The following is a 2962-nucleotide window of genomic DNA, read 5'->3' as shown; positions in this document are numbered from 1 at the left end:
GTTTGACCATTGCCACCTTAGAGCCTTCAGTAATCTGAAAAAACATCGATTCACCAATAAAAGCCCCTTTGATCGCAATACCCAAAATTCCTCCTGCCAAGCCATCGCCCTGCCAAGTTTCAAAACTGTGCGCCCAACCTGCTTGGTGTAAAGCCAGATAGATATCGAGCAGTTCGTCAGAAATCCAGGTACTATCGCGATCGGCGCAACCTTCGCAGACTGCTTTAAAATCCCGATTTATGGCAGTAGAAAACCGTTCTTGATTCAAAACTCGACGCAAAGATTTAGGATAGCGAAAACGTTCGTCTAGGGGAATGAGAGTGCGCTGACGGCTGGAATACCAATCTAGCTGGTTGTCATCCCCCGCCATCAGAAAATACCCCTGGCTATAGCCTTCCACAATGGTAGGAACATTGATTTTCATTAGTTCTAATTATTTTTCAGAGTGATTTAATTAGAAACTTCTGCTATTTCAATGGTGCGATTGTCGATATCTTTAACTAAAAAGTTTAAAGGGCGATCGCGACGAATTTTATATTTCAAACGTCGGGCTTGGATACGCATTAAGAGAATTTCCAAACCATCGCGATCGAAACAGACATGACGCTGGCGATCTTTATAACCGCTACTCGCACCAGCAATAATATGTAGTTGGGTATTCTTTTTCAGTTGATACCACAAGCCATCGGAGTCACTTAATCCCGTACCTCCAGGAGTTGCCGACATATAGAGAGGATCTAAACCTCCTGCACCCATTGCCTGTTCGTAGTTGTAGTAATAGTGTAAGGGGATATCCGCAGCAGGAAGATCTAACAATCCCTCGTAAAATTGTTGGGCGTGTTTGAGATCTGACACCATAACGGTATACACTTTGGGCGCGCTGCTGAGAAACATCCACATCGCCCCAGCATATGCCACCAGCAGCATTACCATAATCCCTTGGGTAGAAAATAAACTATCCAAAGCGATCGGGGGCAGAAAAGCAGCGAAAAAATCGTTGCTAAATATTGTTGAATTAATTGTTTGAATTATCATTTTCAATTCAAGATTTATTAAAGTTTATTTTATGAGATAAATACTCTCGAACAGAATTGAAGTTTATTCCGTCAAACCATGTTGTAGGGCAAAACGGACTAATTCGGTACGACTATTAGTCCCTGTTTTACCAAACAGACGGCTGACATACTTTTCTACATTTCTCACACTAGTACTCAATTCGCGAGCAATTTCTTTGTTCATCAGACCTTTGGCGACTAAATCTAAAACGCTTTGTTCTCTGGGGGTTAAGTCAATTTTAATCGGTGGCGGAGTTACTTTAATCCCTCCTTGGTCGTTTAATTTATCGTCTAGTTTGGCTTTAATTTCTACTAATTCTTTAGCAATCTTTTCTAATTCCGCGCTGTTGTCTTTGCCACTTTCCGAACTAGTCTGGGCTTTAGATAACAAATTTTTGACGATCGCCTCTAATTCTTCTGGATCGAAGGGCTTAGAAAGATAGGCATCGCAACCAGCCTCGTAACCTTGAATGCGATCGCTCGTCATGCCTCTAGCTGTCAGAAAAACCACAGGAATTGAACGATAGCGGGGATCTTCTTTGAGTTTGGCGAGAAATTCATAGCCGTTGACTTGAGGCATCATAATATCGGAGATAATCAGGTCTGGCACTTGTTGTTCAATGGTTTGCAACGCTTCATCTGCATTGCTAGCAGCAGTTACTACCCAATCTTCGTTATCTTCTAAGTATGCTTGTACGGATTCCCTAATACCTGGTTCGTCGTCTACTAGTAAAAGTTGTTGTTTTTCTGACATAGAGTTATGGAGTTGTGCTTAAAAAACCATATAAATTGATGGCTATCTTCATCATAGAGCCTGTTGCATCGACAAGAAATTCCCCAGAGTTTAAGTTTGACGGTTTGTCTTTGGACAGCGATTCTTTTTTGTCGATACTATAAGAAGCTAACTTAATTCTAATAATTTTAAATAATTTCTCCAAAATATAACGAATAAGTATTTCATCTAAACAAATGATCTTATCTTTAAATAAAAAATTTATCTCCATCGCAACCTTTGTTGTTTTTAGTGGTTATGGTGTGGCTTTAGCTCAATCCGACAGTAGAGAAATTGCGATCAATTTCCAAGGTTGGGTAGGAGAAGACGAGTTTGTCTGTGGCGAAAGTTATGACAATGTTGGTGTGGGAGAAACTACTATTACCCCCAAGGATTTTCGTTTTTATGTTTCCGATCTGGCTTTAATTGATGAAAACGGCAATGCAGTTCCTCTAGAATTAGAACAGGATGGCAAATGGCAATATCAAACTACTGCTTTACTCGATTTTGAAGATGGTACTGCTGCTTGTGATAATGGCACTCCTGAAATCAACACCACAGTGATTGGCACAGTACCCGAAGGAAATTATCAAGGCTTGCAGTTTACTTTAGGAGTACCAAAAAAACTCAACCATAACGATGCTGCGATCGCTCCTTCTCCCCTGAATTTGACTTCTATGTGGTGGAATTGGCAAGGGGGTTATAAGTTTTTAAGAGTAGATTTAGAAACCGATGAAGCGATCGCTACTGTTTCTTCTAGTACTACCACTAGCCAGCCTGGAGAGGTTGTCGTACAAACTAACGAACAACATACCACCCATAGCGGTAGTGGCAGCCACACAACTACTCAGACTAGCAATCAGACTAGTATCTTCAAAAACGGACAAGGTACTCATACCCAAACTAGTAGCACCCAAACTACTACTCACGGGGGCGATGATAGCCATCAAGGAGATCGAGCAAGTAATAACTATTTAATTCACCTTGGCAGTACTGGTTGTAAAGATACCGCTAGAAGCGATTTATTTGTTGGTTGTCTCAACCCCAATCGCAGCACTGTTACTTTGGAAGACTTTAATCCCGACGATAATGTCGTCATTGCTGACTTAGCAGAATTACTCTACGAAACCGACTT

The 2962-nt window shown here is 41.1% G+C and carries 4 protein-coding genes; 1 reads left to right on the top strand and 3 read right to left on the bottom strand.

What is annotated here, in order from left to right; all coding sequences use genetic code 11:
• The 3 genes from aat to AC33VI_RS23130 all read right to left on the bottom strand — a co-directional run.
• The coding region (gene aat / locus AC33VI_RS23140; RefSeq protein WP_491784617.1) for a leucyl/phenylalanyl-tRNA--protein transferase at positions 1 to 424 on the bottom strand (424 nt) is incomplete at its 3' end.
• Positions 425 to 450: 26 nt separating this feature from the next.
• Positions 451 to 1035, bottom strand: coding sequence for a glyoxalase-like domain protein (locus AC33VI_RS23135; protein WP_491784616.1), 585 nt, complete (start codon positions 1033 to 1035; stop codon positions 451 to 453).
• 63 nt (positions 1036 to 1098) lie between these two features.
• Complete coding sequence (locus AC33VI_RS23130) at positions 1099 to 1809, bottom strand: response regulator transcription factor (RefSeq protein WP_491784615.1); 711 nt, start codon at positions 1807 to 1809, stop codon at positions 1099 to 1101.
• Positions 1810 to 2024: 215 nt separating this feature from the next.
• On the opposite strand from AC33VI_RS23130, the gene AC33VI_RS23125 reads away from it, so the two are divergent.
• A partial coding sequence (locus tag AC33VI_RS23125) for an MbnP family copper-binding protein (RefSeq protein WP_491784614.1) occupies positions 2025 to 2962 on the top strand: 938 nt, incomplete at its 3' end.

The organism is Waterburya sp. (assembly GCF_058530065.1).
Note: the sequence above shows the minus strand (reverse complement) of the source record. Positions and strands in the feature narration are given on the sequence as shown.